The following is a 15,537-nucleotide window of genomic DNA, read 5'->3' as shown; positions in this document are numbered from 1 at the left end:
TCTTCATTTTAGTGAAATCCCTCACGGGGTTCTTTGTTACAAATCGTTGCACCTCATTAATTAACCACTACTGAACCGCGCACTAAAAAAGTGACATAGTTCTCAAAAAAATTGTTACGTTTGTCATTGGTAGAATTATGCCGACAACAAATATAAAAAAACCCGCAAAGTCTGCGGGTTTTTTATCTATGAAGTTTAGCGATTACTTAAAGCGGTAGAACACTGTCGCCAATGGCGGCAAGTCAACAGCAATAGACTGCTCAAGGCCATGGCTGGCAACCTGCTCTGTCGCGATAGATGCCTTAACCGGTGCATTACTACCCCAGTATTTCTCATCATCCGTATTAAGCAGCAATTCATATTCACCTTCAGCCGGCACACCAAGCAAATAGCCTTCACGTGGTACCGGGGTAAAGTTCGATACCACAAGTACCTTGTCACCATTAAGCGCAATACGTTCATGGGCCAAAATACTATTACCGGCATCGTCTTGAACTCGCCATTCAAAACCGGCAGGATCGCAATCTTGCTCATACATCGCTGGCTCTGAGGTATACAAGGCATTCAGATCTTTAACCAGTGCCTGCATGCCGCTATGGCGTGGGTACTGAAGCCAGTGCCATTCCAGCTGGCCGTCATGGTTCCACTCTGCACTCTGGGCGATTTCAGCACCCATAAAGTTAAGCTTCTTGCCCGGCTGGCCATACATGTAACCCATGTATGCACGCAAGTTGGCGGTTTTCTGCCACTCGTCACCCGGCATTTTATCCAGCAACGAACCCTTGCCGTACACTACTTCATCGTGTGACAACGACAGCACGTAGTTTTCACTGAATGCATACACCATAGGGAAAGTAATGGTGTTGTGATGGTAACTACGATGAATCGGCTCTTCCTTGATATAGGAAAGGCTGTCGTGCATCCAACCCATGTTCCACTTGAAGCCAAAGCCCAAACCGCCCATGTCAGTCGGTTTAGTGACGCCCGGGAATGCTGTCGATTCTTCAGCAATGGTCATTGCATTCGGGTAATGGCGGTAAACCTCCTCATTGACCCATCGCAGCAAGCTCACCGCATCAAAGTTAACATTTCCACCTTCGTGGTTAGGGATCCACTGATCGTGTTCACGGGAGTAATCCAAGTAGAGCATAGAGGCAACCGCATCAACACGCAGGCCATCAATATGGTAGTGCTCGAACCAGAACAGCGCATTTGAGACAAGAAAGCGTCTGACATGGTCGCGACCATAGTCATAGATATAGCTCTGCCAATCCTGGTGCCAGCCACGACGCGGATCCGGATCGTTGAACAATGCGGTACCATCGAAGTTTGCCAAACCGTGATCATCAGATGGGAAGTGGGCTGGTACCCAGTCCAATACCACGCCAATGTTCGCCTGGTGGCACTTATCTACGAAGTACTTAAAGTCATCCGGCGAACCGAAGCGACTGGTTGGCGAAAACAGGCCGATTGGCTGGTAACCCCAAGAACCATAAAATGGGTGTTCAGATACAGGCATCAGCTCAACATGGGTGTAGCCCATATCGCTCAGATACGGGATAAGCTCTTCCGCCAGTTCACGGTAGTTAAGGAACTCGCCTTGGTCGTTCTTGCGCCATGAACCGGCATGCAGTTCATAGAATGACAAAGCCTGCTGGTGCTTAGCCGTAACCGGGCGGTTTTGCCATACACCATCTTGCCAAGTATATTTCGCCTGGTCGTAGACTTTTGATGCAAAAGACGGGTATTGCTCAGACTCGTAGCCCCAAGGATCCGCTTTATGTGGTAACCCTTCGCCGGCACTGTCTTTAAGTTCAAATTTATAGTGGGTACCTTCTTCCAGTTCAGGAATAAATAGCCCCCACAAACCATCATCAAGGCGCTGCATTGGGTGACGGCGGCCATCCCATGCATTGAAGTGGCCAACGACACTTACTGCAGAGGCATTCGGTGCAAAAACAAGAAAGCGTACACCAGAGACGGATGAATGACCTCGGTTCAGGGTGATCAGCTGGGCCCCCATCTCACTGTGCATGAGCGATGGGTCGGTTAGCACGTCACCTGACTGAATCAGATTATGGAACTGGTAAGGATCGTAAATCGTTTGTTCGCCTTGCGGCCAGTTAACGACAAGTTGATATAATGCAGTGGTAAAATCGAAATCACCTTCAAGCACAAAACCGCTATCGGCTTCGCGTGTGAGGGTAAAACGTTCACCGTTTTCAGTTATTACTTCAATAGAGTCAGCCCCCGGCATGTACACACGAAGTGCAATATCCGTTGACTGGTATTGAGGGCCTAAAAATGAAAATGGGTCTGAAAATGCAGCTCTCTCGAGCTGCATATATTCCTTATCACTGCGGGTCACTGTAGATGTGTCCAACGCATTACTCCTGATATTACTTATTTTTTGATGCTTCTTCTCGTGTTTCGGTCAAACGACGAGTCAAGTCAACAATATTCTGGCGAGTGAAGATATCGTCCAAAGTCGTCGATAGTTTACGGCGCCAGTTCGGATACTCATCAACCGTACCCGGAATATTGACAGGCTTGTCCATTTCTAGCCAATCTTCCAGCTGTAGGCTCAACAATGCACTAGAGCCGGCAGCTAGGTGGAGTTGCATGGCTTCACTTAAGTGCTGATCCATCGGCACATATGCAGCATTATGCCCAACCCCTTCAGGAAGATAACCATGCCAAGCTAAACTATCAAGGATTTTTTGCTTGCTTTCGGCACGGCTATCGAACAAACCAGCCAGTTGCTCTTTGTTCGGATATAACCCTAGCTCTTCACCCATTTTTAGGTCATCACAGTGCCAGAAGCCACGTAGGGTCGGCATATCATGCGTACACAGGGCAGACATAGACTGCTCTGCATAGTGCTTAGGTGAGTAGAAGCCACCGTCTTCGGCTGTTTCGAAGAAGAACACCTTGTATGAGTGAATACCAGCTGTTGCCAACTTATCTACAATTTCGTCAGGAACAGTACCAAGGTCTTCGCCAATAACCGTACACTGGTAACGGTGGCTTTCAAGTGCCAAAATCGACATCATGTCTTCAACCGGGTAGTACATGTACGCACCGTTCTTCGCCGATTCACCTTTAGGGATCCACCATAGGCGAAGTAGACCAAGAACGTGGTCAATACGTAGTGCACCGCAGCTGCGCATATTGGCACGAAGAAGCTGAATGAACGGCTCGTAAGCGCGCTCTTTAAGCACTTCAGGGTTCAGCGGCGGCAGACCCCAGTTCTGGCCTAGAGGGCCAAGAATATCTGGCGGCGCGCCCACACTAACGTCCTGACACAGAGCACCATGGTCAGCCCAAGTCTCTGAGCCAGAATCACAGACACCTACAGCTAGGTCACGGTACAGACCAATCGTCATGCCCTTCTCGTTAGCCAACTCATTGACCTCAGCCAATTGGGTATCGGCCAGCCACTGCAGGTACATGAATAGCTGTACTTGTTGGTAGTTTTTCTTGATGAAAGTCTGGACCGCAGCGTTGTCAAAGTGGCGGTACTGCTCTGGGAAAACAGGCCAGCCCCAAGTATTTTCGTCTTCTTTTTTCAGCTCGGCATGCAGTGCATCGAATGCCGCTTGGTGCAATAGGCTCTCACCGCCCTGTTCGACAAACTTCAGGAACTGCTGAGCACGTGCTGTGTTTTTCTCAAGATGACGCTCACTGAACGTTTTGAACAGCAAAGGTAGAACGGCCATCTTCAGACAAGACACTTCGCTGTAGTTCACCCAGTTCGCGTTACGCGCTTCATTCAAGCGCTGCTGGAACTCAGGGCTGCCCACAAGTTGCTGCGCTTCATCACACTGTGCAAACTCGGTTACCGAGCTAACATCGATATACATCAGGTTCAGCCAACGGCGTGAAGATGGGCTGTACGGGCTCGCACCTTCAGGGTTAGCTGGGAATAAGGAGTGGATTGGGTTCAAACCCACAAAGTCACCACCACGGGCAGCGACATCGGCAACCAGCTGCTTCAGATCGCCAAAGTCACCAATACCCCAGTTGTGGTTAGTACGAATTGAATACAGCTGAACGCTAGTACCCCAGAGCTTCTTGTTATTCAGCAGATCTTCCTGTTTAAAGCAAGAAGTCGGAGTAACGATCAAAGTCATTTCGAAAGGAGATTTACGACGCTTACGGAACACCTCTAGCTTGTGATAACCCCAGGCCAAGTCATCCGGCAAAGCAAATACCAACGTCCCGCCGTCTGCACGCTCGTCTGTTACAAGCTGAGACTGCAGCCAGCCTTCCAGCACCTCACCCTGCTCGGTTTCCAGGCGCCAGCTGAAATCGCTGATACGTGCACTTTGCCCCAAATGCATTTCAATGTGCATTGGCTCACCGCTGCGTACCACCTTAACAGGTGCCAGAACATCTGGGCGCAGTTTCTTGTTCGCTGATTCCAGCAAGGCTTCATCGCTTTTGGTGTCATAACCTAGCGCTGCCAACAGGCGACGGATTGTATCGCTGTCAACTTGCGCTTCATCCCCCCAAGCACTGACATAGTTATCGGCAATGCCTACCATGTCAGCGACTTGTTTTAATACTTGATCGTCTTTCATCGTTCTCTCCGTTAGCGGCCTTTCGGCCGCTACGATGTTAAAGTTTTGCTGATATCAATTCGTACTTTGTGCAGGATAGAGCCGTTACAGTGAAACTGGCTCTAGTTTCCAGATGTTGTTAGCGTAGTCTCGAATACTACGGTCTGAACTGAACTTGCTCATCAGTGCCGTGTTCAGAATGGCCTTGCGAGCCCATGTCTTCTGGTCACGGTATTCAGCATCGATCTTCTCGTGCGTCTTCACGTAATCGGCAAAGTCAGCCAGTACCAGGTATGGGTCACCGCCGTCCAGCAAGTTATGGCGAATTGCCGCTAGCTGGCCAGGGTTGCCTGGTGTGAATTCATCAGTCTCTAACAAATCCAGTGCTGCGCGTAGAAGGCTATCAGCATGGTAGTAACGGTAAGGGTCGTAACCCTCTTGTTTTAGTTTTTGTACTTCATCGACCAGTAGGCCGAAGATGAAGATGTTTTCATCGCCCACTTCTTCGCGCATTTCGACGTTTGCGCCGTCCATCGTACCGATAGTCAGTGCACCGTTCATAGCGAACTTCATGTTACCCGTACCTGATGCTTCTTTACCGGCAGTTGAAATCTGCTCAGATACATCAGCAGCAGGGAACAGGATTTCAGCCAGGCTGACGCGGTAATCTGGAATAAATACCACTTTCAGCTTACCGCCAAGACGCGGGTCGTTGTTCACTTTCTCTGCCACTTTATTGATCGCAAAGATAATGTCTTTCGCCAGTGCGTAACCTGGAGCAGCTTTCGCCCCGAAGAAGAATACACGCGGGTGCATATCGAACGTTGGATCGTTCAGTAGGCGATGGTACAGCGCCAGAATGTGCAACAAGTTAAGGTGCTGACGCTTGTATTCGTGCAAACGCTTGATTTGGATATCGAAGATAGCATCAGTATCCAGTTCGATACCCATATTCTCTTCTACCCAGTCAGCCAAACGCTGCTTGTTCTCTTTCTTCACTGCCATGTAGCGCTTCTGGAACGCTTCATCGTCAGCGAATTTCTCTAGGCCTGCGATTTTCTCGAGGTTAGCTGGCCAGTCGTTACCCACTTTCTCGCTGATCAGCGCAGAAAGGCCTGGGTTACAGTATTTGATCCAGCGACGTGGCGTTACACCGTTGGTCACGTTGGTCAAACGGCCAGGGAACAGCTCGTTGAACTCAGGGAACAGATCGCGCTTGACCAGCTCTGAGTGCAGTGCTGCAACACCGTTCACCGCGTAAGTGCTCACGACGCAGAGGTTAGCCATGCGAACCATGCGGTGTGGGCCTTCCTGAATGATGGAAAGCTTGCGCTTCACTTCGTTGTTGCCCGGCCAAGTTTGTTCAACCAGCTTCATGAAGCGGTGGTTAATTTCAAAGATGATCTCCATGTGGCGAGGCAGCATCTGCTGGATCAGTGCTTCGCTCCATGTTTCCAGCGCTTCTGGCAGCAAGGTGTGGTTAGTGTAGGCAAACGTCTTCGACGAAATTTCCCACGCCTTGTCCCAACCTAGCTTGTACTCGTCCAAAAGGATGCGCATAAGCTCAGGGATAGCGATAGTTGGGTGAGTATCGTTCAACTGGATAGTTTCCAGTTCAGCTAGTGACTCGATAGTGTTACCCGCAGCTTCGTGGCGGCGAAGGATGTCAGCAACCGAACAAGCGCAGTGGAAGTACTGCTGCATCAGGCGCAGTGCTTTACCTTGATCATGGTTGTCGTTCGGGTATAGAACTTTAGTGACGTTACCTGCTTCTAGTGCCGAGTACTGTGCACCAACATAGTCACCATCATTGAAACGCGCTAGGTTGAACGGCGCGTTTGAGCGGCACTCCCAAAGGCGTAGCGGGTAAACACTCTTGTTGTCGTAACCGACAATCGGTAGGTCCCATGCCACACCTTCTACCGTCATACCCGGTACCCAGCGGCGGCACTCAACACCGTTTTCATCGGTGTAAGCTTCAACATGACCGTATAGGCTAACTTCTTGTGCCAGCTCAGGACGAAGTACTTCCCATGGGTAGCCTTCGATACCACGCCATGCATCCGGTGCTTCAACCTGACGACCGTCAACAAAAGACTGACGGAACAGACCGTATTCATAGTGAAGACCGTAACCAACTGCTGGATACTCTTGTGCAGCCAGGGAATCCATGAAACAAGCCGCTAGACGACCCAGACCACCGTTACCCAGTGCAGGGTCACGCTCTTCTTCCAACAGGTCAGTCAGGTTCTGGCCCATCTCTTCCATAGCTTCAGCAACGTTTTCGTATAGACCCATGCTGATTAGGTTGTTGCCGGTAAGGCGGCCGATCAGAAACTCCAGTGAAAGATAGTTCACACCGCGTGCTTTCTGCTCAGCAAGATTCTTTTCTGTCGCCAATAGGTTGCCGGTGCTGATTTCAGCCAGCGCTTTACCCATTGCCAAATACCAACTGCGAGTCGTCGCCGTTTCATCTGTTGCTGCGTAAGTTGTTGTTAGGTGTTTTTCTACTGCCGCTTTAAAAGCAGCTTTATTGAATTGTTGTGTCTGACCATTCTTAGGCATGGTTCAATCTCGCTCTAGGATTATTTCCAACTGCTGACAATCTTGCCTGTAATTATCAGCGCTAACATCCTCCCGATTCGGGGAGGAGTAGGGATGAGTGGTAGGGGCGTAGTTATGAAACTCCCCCACTTTCTGTGACATGATGCAAAAATCTGGGGTGGAGAAAGACTTAAACGCCCATCCATATGCATTTAAAGTCACAACTACAGACTACATTTCCATGTGCAATTAGATAGATAGGTGATGTTGAAAGATCTGAGATATGTGAACCGTGTCATAAATATAGGGATGAGTTAGCAACTTTTGCTGAATTCAACCTGATGCGCTGTCAAAGTTATCGACTAGATCAAATGCCATACTGCAATTTTTTGAAATGATAACCAGGATTACATGGCATAAATGCTCAGATAACATATTACATTCAGAGCTACGCTCCTGAGCAACAATGGAACTGAAACCTTAGAATAAGATAGCAAGACTATGTGGATACCATCTAAATTAACTCGTCCAGCACGCCTTCATAATGCGATACTACGTCCCCGTTTGCTGGAATCGCTAGAGCAGGCTCCGTTCTACCGTCTTGTGCTGTTTCGATCTCCTGCGGGCTATGGCAAAACCACCATGGCAGCCCAATGGTTGAATGAGCACCCGCATACCGGTTGGTTTAATATTGACGAAAACGACAACGATACCTTCCGCTTTGCAAATTATCTTCTCCAAACAATAAACAAAGCCACCAACAACGCATGCTTGAAAACCCAGGCTATGGCAGAGCGCCGCCAGTTTGCTTGCTTATCAACGCTATTTAGCGAACTTTTTGGCGAGTTAGCTGAATACCATGACCAAACATACATTGTTCTTGATGACTACCACCTGATCAACAATGACGATATACATGACGGCCTGCGCTTTTTCCTCAAGCACATGCCTGACAACCTGACGCTAGTTGTGACCAGCCGTACCCTGCCGCCGCTGGGTACAGCCAACCTGCGTATTCGAGATTTGCTCATCGAAGTAGATAACGATCTGCTGGCATTCGATGAAGAAGAAACCACACGCTTCTTCAATAAACGTATCGGTGAAAATATCGAAGCCAACGTGTTGAAGTCCCTGCACCATCAAGTCGAAGGTTGGCCATCCGCCTTACAGCTAATTGCCCTTCACGCCCAGCAAAAACCCCATAACCTGGTAGAGTCTGCCGAGTCGATGGCAAGCTTCAATCGCGGCCATCTGTGGGATTACCTCGCTGAAGAAGTTTTTGACCTACTTGACGGTGAAACCCGGCAGTTCCTGTTGCAGTGCTCTGTGCTTGATATGTTCAATGCACAATTGGTGACCGACCTCACAGGGCGTAGTGACGCACTGGCCATTCTCGAATCGCTCAACCGCTTCGGCCTGTTCCTCAATACTCTTGAGGGGGACAACAACTGGTATCGCTTCCACAACCTGTTTGCCGAATTCCTCCGCCACCAGCGCTACTCCCAAATTCCGCAACAGCGGGCGGAGTTGCATGCACTGGCGGCCAAGGCTTGGTTGAAACAAAACTCACCGCAGCAGGCGTTACTTCATGCGCAGAAGTGTGGAGATACCAAACTGGTTATCGACATCCTGTGCGATTTTGGCTGGGAAATGTTCCACCATGGTGAAATGAAGCTACTGCAGGATGCCTTGGGCAAAATCGACGCCGAAGAGCTTTACACCCAGCCGCGCCTCAACCTTCTCCACATGTGGCTACTGCAAAGCCAGCATTTATACAACGATGTTGGCGACATGATTGTGGAGACAGAAGCCGAATTTACCAAACGCAACATCGATCTCGATGATGCCCTGCAGGGTGAGTTCAATGCCCTTCGAGCACAAGTGGCCATCAACCAAGGTAAACCGGACGATGCACTGATATTATCCGAGCAAGCACTAGGCCAACTGCCATCGACAACGTACCGTAGCCGTATTGTCGCAACGTCCGTTGTGGGTGAAGTCCATCACTGCCTGGGCAACCTAAGCCGTGCACTGCCCATGATGCAGCAGACTGAGAAAATGGCCCGCCAGTACCATGTCTATCACCAAGCTTTGTGGGCGCTACTGCAGCAGGCTGAAATTTTATTGGCCCAAGGCTATGTACAAAATGCCTATGAATTGCTTGAACAAGCTTTCAAGTTAGTTAAAGAGCAACACCTGCAGCAAGTACCACTTCACGAGTTCCTGCTTCGTCTTCGAGCGCAAATCCTCTGGTGCTGGAATCGCCTTGAGGAAGCCGAAGAATCAGCCCTGAAAAGCTTAGAAGTGCTTGCCCCCTATGACGAGACCAAGTCACTTCATGCCTACTCGATGCTGGCGCGAATCGCCATCACCCGTGGCGAGATAGACAAAGCAAGCCGCTATCTTGACCTGTGTAACAGCTTGATGAGCCGCTCGGTCTACCACATTGACTGGCGCGCCAATACTGATCTGGCCAATTTGTTGTTCTGGCAAATGACCAGTGATATGGATAGCATCCAGCAATGGCTGCTGCATGCAGAGCAACCGGAAGCAGCCTGTAACCACTTCCAGCAGTTACAGTGGCGCAACATTGGCCGTGCGTGTGTCAATATCGGTGAATTCGACCGTGCCGAAGCGATTTTCACTATGCTGGATGAGAGCTGTAATAAACACAACCTGATCACTGATAAGAACCGCAACCTTGTGGTTCAAGCCGTACTGAGCAAACGCCAGGGGCGCAGAGAGTTAGCCCTGCAGCAAATCAAGCAAGCGCTCGAGCTGACGAACAGTACCGGCATGGTGGGTATCTTCCTGTGTGACGGTAGCCAGATCTGCGATCTGATCCAGGAGTTAGTTGACACTAAAGCACTCAACGAACTAGAGCTTCACCGTGCGCGCCAACTGCTCAGGGAAATGACAAGCAAGGAGCGTAACCGCTCAGTTCACTTTGATGAAAACTTCGTCGAAAAACTGCTCAACTTGCCAGATGTACCCGAACTCATCCGTACCAGCCCACTGACCCAACGGGAGTGGCAGGTACTTGGGCTGATCTATACCGGTTACAGCAATGAGCAGATTGCCTCGGAGCTGGATGTGGCATCGACGACAATCAAGACCCACATTCGTAACCTGTACCAAAAACTTAATATCGCAAATAGACAGCAGGCTATTGAAACGGCGGAAAATTTACTAAAATTAATGGGCTTCTAGCCTAACACTAGTAAATCTGGTTAAGGATAACCGATGAAAGAATGGAGTAAGGATCGACTCTGGTATCAGGATATGCCATTCAAGTTGAATGGCATACCTGTTGGTGCAAGGATGACAGTAATCCGGCTTGATAACGGCAAACTGCTCATTCACTCACCAATCCAACTGACAACCGCGCTCCAGTTGGAACTTAGCCAGCTTGGTGCCATCCAAGCTATTGTCACCCCCAATATGAACCACCACTTATTTCTTTCTGAGTGGTGGCTGGCCTATCCCGAGGCGTATTTTTTTGCCCCGCCGGGCCTCCAAAACAAACGCACCGACCTTGTATTTGATGATGCCCTTGGTGCTAAAAGCCCTGAAATCTGGCAGCACCAGCTCTATCAAACTTTACTGAGAGGCAGCGACCGGATGGAAGAAGTGATCTTTTGTGATCCTGAATCCAAAACCTTGATCGTCGGTGATACCCTTGCTTGGTTCCGCTCTTCCACCAATGTATTTACGATTGCGCTGGCTCTCGCTAATAGCTGTTATCAGCACCCTGCCATGCCACTTTATTGGCGCTGGACGTTCAAGAACAAAACCAGGTTACGGCAATCGCTGCAGGAAATCCTTACCTGGCCTTTTGACCGGATTATTCTATCCCATGGCCATAACATTGAGTCTGGCGGAAAGGCAATCTTCCACAGCGCTTTCAAATGGGCCCTTTAGGTCGAAAAAACACCAGATTACAATATCGCTTACAATTAAATACGAACATCGTTCAATAAAATATTGAACGATGTTTTTATGCTTGTATGATTAGCAGCAAAACTAAGTAGCTGCCAAATATAGCCATGAATAATATCCTGACCAGACTCTCTGTATTGACCTTGATACTCAGCCCAACTCTTGCCCAAGCTCAGACTTCAACAACTGAATTCGACTATATAAGTGGTGGCTTTCAATACACAGCGCTTAGCCATGAGTTTACCACCTCCCATTATTTTTATGACAATACCCATGGAACAACTGTTGCTGACAGCATGGCAGGAGCCTACCTGAAAGGAAGCTGGAACTTCGCACATCGACTATACGTGGCAGGAAAAGTCGAGTTGTCCAAGCGCAACCAGGTATCACTCACACACCAAATGGCAGGTATTGGATTCTACCAACCCTTTTCGCCATCTCTTTCGCTCTTTTCGACCGTGGGTATTGCCAACCTCAATTTAAAACAGGGAGAGAGCATCGGAAATAAGGATAAAAAATACAGTGATTCCGGTGCGGGTGCCGACATCGGCCTACGCCTCCTTCTGCTGGACAATTGGATGATAGAGCCATCATTCCGCTTTGAGCAGCTTGACGAAAAGTATAATGAATACCGCGTAGGTAATGTCTTCAATGTTTCGAACAATATGAAGATTGAGGCTAATTTCTCCTATGCGACAATCGATAAATATTCGATGACCAACTATCAACTTGGTATTCGCTACGCGTTCTAAAATCGAGCAACTTGCTGAGAATTTGCCTTGAATCAAGAAAATAATAACTATGTTTTAGCCCAATCAGATATGTGATCGATATCACAACGAGAAGCAAAAATAAGCGTATATTTTTATCCAGATTTGTATGAGGAAATGGATATGAATGCTTCTAAACTATATCTAAGGGATTTATTGGGCATTGGCTTGGTGATCTCTGCGATTCTGGTTGTTCTGGGCTTAATCTTCTGCATTTTGGCTGCTTTGAACTTCATTACTCACGAAGAAGTATTGGCCAATACCTATTTACATGAAGCATTACCGTTATTTTTCTTCTTGCTACCTTGTATCGCTATAGCTAGATTCATCAGCCGTCCAAAGTGGGTACACAGTATCGAAGTGTACCAGCTGGAATCAGCGAAGAAATACAGCCAATCCCACTAATGCTCTCTGCAATTGCTACAATAAAAGCTTGCTCTCCATCCAAATTGTAGCAATTGCACCCCCTGCGATCCCCTATTCCACCATACAGCTCCTATACTGACATTAGTCAGTAATACCCAGTCGCTAGTATTCTCTATTGAGGGCGAGATTTCGCTTTGTAACTTTTGAAGCTAGGCAAAGGAGTGAAGAGTATTGAGTAAAGAAGACATATACCGACGCTTACCCGAACTCGTAGGGCTAGAGAGGCAGGTTAGCCACCCGACTCCAGCCTTAGCCCTCACCCCAATAAACAGCCGGGTTATCAGCTGTCCAAAAATTGATCTTATTGAGCTTGCCAATTTACAAACCAGCCCCGAATTATCATGAATCGAATAACTACTGATCCCAATCGCCCTATTCTGCTCATAAGAGGCTTACTTCGTGAAACCCGTCACTGGGGTAAATTTCTCGTTATGCTCAAGGCCACTTTTCCCAAACGTGAAATCATCACATTGGATATCGCTGGCAACGGACCTCGTTACCGCGAACAATCTGCTACCAGTGTGTCGGAGATGGTTGATGATCTGAGATGCCAACTATCTGCCTATCAATCACACACCAACCGCTCGGCTGAAACTCTCAGCGCAGAAGATGGCGTTGATATCATCGCAATTTCTCTTGGCGGTATGATCGCCCTGGAATGGATGCGTAAGTTTCCGCAAGAGATCCATTCGGCAATTTTAATTAACTCCAGCCTTGGCAACTACTCCCCATTTTATAAAAGGCTCAAATGGCAGCAATACAAAAATATCGTGCGCTACTTCTTTATTTCCGAGCAAAAACGTGAAGCACTCATTTTTGCCATGACCACCAGGCAATCTCCACCAAGTATTATCAATAACTGGATCAAGTGGCGAGTAGCCTGCCCGATTTCAGCCTCTAATGCATTACGTCAACTCTATGCTGCTAGCCGATATCAATACGCTGTTGTACCGACAGCCATTACTCTCCTCATCGGCAGCAAACAAGATGCCCTGGTGGATATTTCGTGCAGTAAAGCCTTAGCCAAGGCATGGAATATCCCCTTGCTGCTCCACCCCGAGGCCGGCCACGACCTGCCTACCGACGACCCTGACTGGCTAATCGATAAAATACAACTTTACTACCAGCGCCAAGCAGTGCCAGACAAAGAATATGAATGCGAAATGAATTAAGCCCTCAGCAATAATTCAATCAAAGCCTTGCAAACTATCTCCAGTACCAACAACTGGAGATAGTTATGACAACTGTAAGCATCGTGATCATCACCCTTAATGAAGAGAAACGTATTGGTCGCCTACTGGAGGATCTGAGTAAACAAAGTCATCAGCAATTTGAAGTTATCGTTGTTGATTCAAACAGTGATGACAACACTTGTGAGGTCGCCAGAGGTTTTGAACAAGCCCTACCCAGCTTGACCGTCCACAAAATGCACGAGCGGGGGACCAGCCTTGGTCGTAATACAGGCGCACAACTTGCCAAGCATGAACGGCTAATTTTTCTTGATGCCGACGTGCGCTTGAGCCCAACATTCCTGACCAATGCACTCTACGAGTTAGATAACCGCAAACTTGAAGTTGCAGGGGCCTATATGACGACCAAAGACTTATCGATTGGTTATCGGCTTGGATATGCACTATTTAACGCCGGGCTATTCACTACCTCATTTTTCTTCCCCACGGCCGTCGGCGCCTGCATGTTTTCAACCAAACGTGCCCACAAAGAGATTGGCGGTTTTGACCAAAGCATCGTGCTTTGTGAAGACTGCGACTACGCCAAGCGAGCAGCTAAAACCTGGCGTTATAGAATGATCCCGGTGAGCTTTTGGTTTGACCCTCGCCGCTTGGAGCAAGATGGTTTGGTCAAAATGGGCCTGACCTACCTTAGAGCCAATGTCCACCGCTTTTTCATGGGCGAAATGCGCAACAGCGAAATGGAGTATAAATTTGATCATTACAAGGATGCTAAATAAGTCATGCATGACGTTGCTTGGTGGTGGTATTTTGGCGGCAGCTTGCTTGATGCCCTGATCGGTCCCAATCTGTTTTTTCCTGGTGAACCCTTCTTGCTCGCTGCTGGTTACCTACTCAGTCATGGGGCTATCTACGGGGTACTGGCAGTACTCGCCGGGGGCTTCATTGGCGATCAAATCAGCTTTTTCATTGGTCGCCGCTTTGGCGCTCGAGGGCGACGCTGGTTAGTGAGTAAATTCAGCAAAACAAAACGTCCGATCGCCAAAGCACGATTAATCCTGCAAACAAAAGGGCCATGGATTGTGACAGCTTCACGTCTACTTGGCCCTGTCGCCTGGATAATGCCCTTTATCGCAGGCAGCTATGCCATGCGATGGTCAACGTTCACTTTATATTCATCCATCGGTTTGATACTGGGAGTTGGCCAATTCACGCTTGCTGGATTCTTTATCGGCAAAGGAATTGATGTAATACCAAGTTGGCAGGCCATAGGGTTATTTTTCCAAGAACACAGTGTCCTGCTAACAGCATGCCTTATTTCTCTGCTAGCAACGGTAATACTTTACCGTGTTTATCGCTGGAGAAAATGGTTGCTGATAGCTTGCTGCTGGCTTACGGCACTGGGCGCGGCAAACTACTACCACTTTTTTCATAGCGATGCCTACCAAATTGAATGGCTCTCCAAGGCACAAGCTAACAGTAATATTACAGCCTTGCAGGATGACAAAATCACACTAGATAATTTAAGCTACACCGTTTATCCGGGGCTGTCTCCGGTATATAAAGCGCAACCAATAAATGTGGTTTTATATGGCGAACACCCAAGTACCTTAATGGAAGAGCTAGGCTGGGTGAAAAACAAAACCTTCTCTCGTGATACTCTGAATTTATCTCAGTACCTTGAATTAATAGCCAAACAACAGCCACCAATTTCAGATTTATATTGGAACCAACAACCGCAATTATTAGCCTATCAAATTAAAGGCGACTTGATTAACCGCCGGCATATCCGATGGTGGTTTGCTGGAAAATCAGAACAGACAGGCCGGGATATTTGGGTTGCTTCAATTAGTTATGATAACAGACTCAAACTTGCTCATTACAAGGGATTAATCACCATTCTACACGGCATTGATCCAGACACCGATCAAGAGCGGGACACGCTAATGAAAAATGCTGAAGTATTAGCTTGGCGCACCGAATTAAGAAACTTAGCAGAGCCTATCGCTTATTCCAAATCCAATCATTATTTTAGTGATGGAAAAGTTGCGGTTATCATGCCTAATTAAATAGAATAAAGCCGCCAATTGTTGGCGGCTTTTTATG

10 protein-coding genes are annotated in these 15,537 nt (G+C 48.1%); 7 read left to right on the top strand and 3 right to left on the bottom strand.

The window, feature by feature from the left end; all coding sequences use genetic code 11:
- Positions 1-202 precede the first annotated feature (202 nt).
- The 3 genes from glgB to PTW35_RS20950 all read right to left on the bottom strand — a co-directional run bounded on the left by glgB (position 203) and on the right by PTW35_RS20950 (position 7,127).
- The gene (glgB, locus tag PTW35_RS20960; RefSeq protein WP_281029114.1) at positions 203-2,344 is read right to left on the bottom strand and encodes a 1,4-alpha-glucan branching protein GlgB; all 2,142 of its coding nucleotides are present in this window, start codon (positions 2,342-2,344) and stop codon (positions 203-205) included.
- Positions 2,345-2,399: 55 nt separating this feature from the next.
- The gene (gene malQ, locus PTW35_RS20955) at positions 2,400-4,583 is read right to left on the bottom strand and encodes a 4-alpha-glucanotransferase (RefSeq protein ID WP_281028818.1); all 2,184 of its coding nucleotides are present in this window, start codon (positions 4,581-4,583) and stop codon (positions 2,400-2,402) included.
- Positions 4,584-4,667: 84 nt separating this feature from the next.
- The gene (locus PTW35_RS20950) at positions 4,668-7,127 is read right to left on the bottom strand and encodes a glycogen/starch/alpha-glucan phosphorylase (protein ID WP_281028817.1); all 2,460 of its coding nucleotides are present in this window, start codon (positions 7,125-7,127) and stop codon (positions 4,668-4,670) included.
- A gap of 480 nt (positions 7,128-7,607) precedes the next feature.
- Between PTW35_RS20950 and malT the strand changes: the two genes are divergently transcribed.
- The 7 genes from malT to PTW35_RS20915 all read left to right on the top strand — a co-directional run bounded on the left by malT (position 7,608) and on the right by PTW35_RS20915 (position 15,500).
- Entirely contained in the window at positions 7,608-10,316 is a 2,709-nt protein-coding gene (gene malT, locus PTW35_RS20945) for an HTH-type transcriptional regulator MalT (protein WP_281028816.1), read from the top strand.
- Between the two features lie 33 nt (positions 10,317-10,349).
- Positions 10,350-11,027 carry a DUF4336 domain-containing protein gene (locus PTW35_RS20940; RefSeq protein WP_044621240.1) on the top strand — a complete coding sequence of 226 codons (678 nt, stop codon included), beginning with the start codon at positions 10,350-10,352 and terminating at the stop codon, positions 11,025-11,027.
- Positions 11,028-11,152: 125 nt separating this feature from the next.
- The gene (locus PTW35_RS20935; RefSeq protein ID WP_281028815.1) at positions 11,153-11,797 is read left to right on the top strand and encodes a hypothetical protein; all 645 of its coding nucleotides are present in this window, start codon (positions 11,153-11,155) and stop codon (positions 11,795-11,797) included.
- 141 nt (positions 11,798-11,938) lie between these two features.
- A complete protein-coding gene (locus PTW35_RS20930) occupies positions 11,939-12,220 on the top strand; it encodes a hypothetical protein (RefSeq protein WP_044621242.1) in 282 nt (93 codons plus the stop codon).
- 362 nt (positions 12,221-12,582) lie between these two features.
- A complete protein-coding gene (locus PTW35_RS20925) occupies positions 12,583-13,413 on the top strand; it encodes an alpha/beta hydrolase (protein WP_281028814.1) in 831 nt (276 codons plus the stop codon).
- A 65-nt stretch (positions 13,414-13,478) separates the two neighbouring features.
- A complete protein-coding gene (locus tag PTW35_RS20920) occupies positions 13,479-14,210 on the top strand; it encodes a glycosyltransferase (RefSeq protein ID WP_281028813.1) in 732 nt (243 codons plus the stop codon).
- 3 nt (positions 14,211-14,213) lie between these two features.
- Complete coding sequence (locus tag PTW35_RS20915; RefSeq protein WP_281028812.1) at positions 14,214-15,500, top strand: LssY C-terminal domain-containing protein; 1,287 nt, start codon at positions 14,214-14,216, stop codon at positions 15,498-15,500.
- The last annotated feature ends 37 nt before the right edge of the window (positions 15,501-15,537 follow it).

It is taken from the genome of Photobacterium sp. DA100, from assembly GCF_029223585.1.
In the GTDB taxonomy this organism is placed as follows: domain Bacteria; phylum Pseudomonadota; class Gammaproteobacteria; order Enterobacterales; family Vibrionaceae; genus Photobacterium.
This window is presented reverse-complemented; position numbering and strand designations above follow the sequence as displayed.

Bases quoted from the DNA above. Each gene is read 5' to 3' on its own strand.
- glgB (WP_281029114.1), bottom strand. From the start codon at position 2,344: ATGCAGCTCGAGAGAGCTGCATTTTCAGACCCATTTTCATTTTTAGGC.
- malQ (WP_281028818.1), bottom strand. From the start codon at position 4,583: ATGAAAGACGATCAAGTATTAAAACAAGTCGCTGACATGGTAGGCATT.
- PTW35_RS20950 (WP_281028817.1), bottom strand. From the start codon at position 7,127: ATGCCTAAGAATGGTCAGACACAACAATTCAATAAAGCTGCTTTTAAA.
- malT (WP_281028816.1), top strand. From the start codon at position 7,608: ATGTGGATACCATCTAAATTAACTCGTCCAGCACGCCTTCATAATGCG.
- PTW35_RS20940 (WP_044621240.1), top strand. From the start codon at position 10,350: ATGAAAGAATGGAGTAAGGATCGACTCTGGTATCAGGATATGCCATTC.
- PTW35_RS20935 (WP_281028815.1), top strand. From the start codon at position 11,153: ATGAATAATATCCTGACCAGACTCTCTGTATTGACCTTGATACTCAGC.
- PTW35_RS20930 (WP_044621242.1), top strand. From the start codon at position 11,939: ATGAATGCTTCTAAACTATATCTAAGGGATTTATTGGGCATTGGCTTG.
- PTW35_RS20925 (WP_281028814.1), top strand. From the start codon at position 12,583: ATGAATCGAATAACTACTGATCCCAATCGCCCTATTCTGCTCATAAGA.
- PTW35_RS20920 (WP_281028813.1), top strand. From the start codon at position 13,479: ATGACAACTGTAAGCATCGTGATCATCACCCTTAATGAAGAGAAACGT.
- PTW35_RS20915 (WP_281028812.1), top strand. From the start codon at position 14,214: ATGCATGACGTTGCTTGGTGGTGGTATTTTGGCGGCAGCTTGCTTGAT.